The organism is Dietzia sp. Cai40 (assembly GCF_014145165.1).
In the GTDB taxonomy this organism is placed as follows: Bacteria; Actinomycetota; Actinomycetes; order Mycobacteriales; family Mycobacteriaceae; genus Dietzia; species Dietzia natronolimnaea.
The window spans coordinates 1-1640 of record NZ_JAALEB010000232.1 but is presented as its reverse complement, the minus strand read 5'-3'; the positions used below and the strand labels follow the sequence as shown (position 1 = coordinate 1640).

Sequence of the window (1640 nt, the reverse complement as noted above, 5' to 3'; positions counted from 1 at the left end):
CCACCGCGTCCCCGGGCCACGGCGGTCGCGCACGCCGGGTCGCGGTGTTCGCGGCGGCCGGGGTGGCGGTCCTGGCCGGCTCGGCGGTGATCGGATTCCTCCTCACCCGCGGGGCTCTCTCCCCGACCGGTGAGGAGGCGGCGGACTGCGCCCCGGTCTCCGAACCCGGCCACGTGGTGGGCGACGGCCCGGGGTCGCTGGACTCGCCGTTGGGGACCGTGTTGGCCTTCGATCACGCCTACTACGTCGAGCGCTCGGCCGAGAAGGCGTTCGAGGCGGTCTCGCCGTCGAGCCGGATGACGCCGGACCGGCTGCGCGTCGAGGGGGTGGACCGGGTGCCCGAGGGCACCACCCACTGTGTGGACGCGCGGGAGCTGTCGCCCACGCTCCTCGAGGTGAGCCTCACCGAGTCCCCGCCCGATGCGGAGCCGGTGGTGATCCGGCAGCGTGTGCGGGTGGCGGAGAACCCCGACGGCACCTGGGGGATCGTCTCGATCACGCCCGCGGGATGACCAGCCGGTACCCGTGAGCCGGGGGGCGGGCTCAGGGGCCGGGGTCGAGGTACTCCTGGGCCGGGGTGCGGCCCGAGGCGACCGCGTCGAAGAACCCCGTGGTGCTCGGGCCCCACACGAGGTACGAGCCCACGGAACCGGAGGCCATGCCGTCGTAGGGGGCGGTCACGGTGAGCGGATCGCCCCTGAGCTTCCACATCACCGACGCGAGGTTCCAGATGTGGTCCCCGGAGTCGACCGTGACGGCCTCCGAGGCCGCGTCGACCAGTGACACCGCGGTGAACGGGTTGAGCAGGTTGCCCGGGGACATGGTCTCGCTCATGAGCGCGCCGAGGAACTGCCGCTGGTTGCGGACCCGCTGGAGGTCCTGCTCGGCGAACCCGTAGCGGGTGCGGACGAAGCCGAGGGCCTGCGGCCCCGCCAGGGTCTGGCAGCCGGCGGCCAGGTCGAGTCCCGCGAGCGGGTCGTTGATCGGCTCCTCGATGCAGATGTCCACACCACCGACCGCGTCGACGATCCCGGAGAAGCCGCCGAACCCGATCTCCGCGTAGTGGTCGATCCGCATCCCGGTCTGCTGCTCGAGCGTGCGGGTCAGCAGCGCCGGACCGCCGAAGGTGTAGGCGGCGTTGAGCTTGTTCTGTCCGTAGTCCGGGATGTCGACCAGCAGGTCCCGCGGGAGCGAGATGAGCATGGTCCGGCCGCTGTCGCGCGGCGTGTAGACCAGCATCATGGTGTCCGTGCGCTTGCCGCCGGCATCGGACTCCGACCCGGTGGACAGCTGGGCCTGCTGCTCCGGGGTGAGTCCCTCGCGGGAGTCGGTCCCCACCAGGAGGGTGATGCTGCCCGGGGTGTTGCCGCCCCGGCCGGGGTAGTCCGGCAGCGCGTCGATCCGCTGGAGCTTGGAGTCCGCCCACAGGACGCTCACCACGCCCAGCGTCAGGATCACCACGAGCACCAGACCCAGGATCCGCATCGGCCCGAGGCGCCGTCTACCGGGTGCCCGGCGGGAGCGGCGATCGAGTGTGGACCCGTACCCGGCCCGCGACGGCCGACCGGACCGGACACCGCGCGGGTCGACCGGTTGCCTGCGGGGGTCCCGCCCGCCGGATCGCGACCGGGACGCCCGGG

Annotated in this window: 1 protein-coding gene and 1 pseudogene; one reads left to right on the top strand and one right to left on the bottom strand. The window is 73.0% G+C overall.

Going from position 1 to position 1640, the window contains the following annotated elements:
- Positions 1-512: pseudogene (locus G6022_RS09755) on the top strand (hypothetical protein); the annotation flags it as partial.
- Between the two features lie 31 nt (positions 513-543).
- Here the strand turns inward: G6022_RS09755 and G6022_RS09750 are convergent.
- On the bottom strand, positions 544-1640 hold a 1097-nt coding region (locus G6022_RS09750; protein ID WP_241731141.1), incomplete at its 5' end, for an LCP family protein.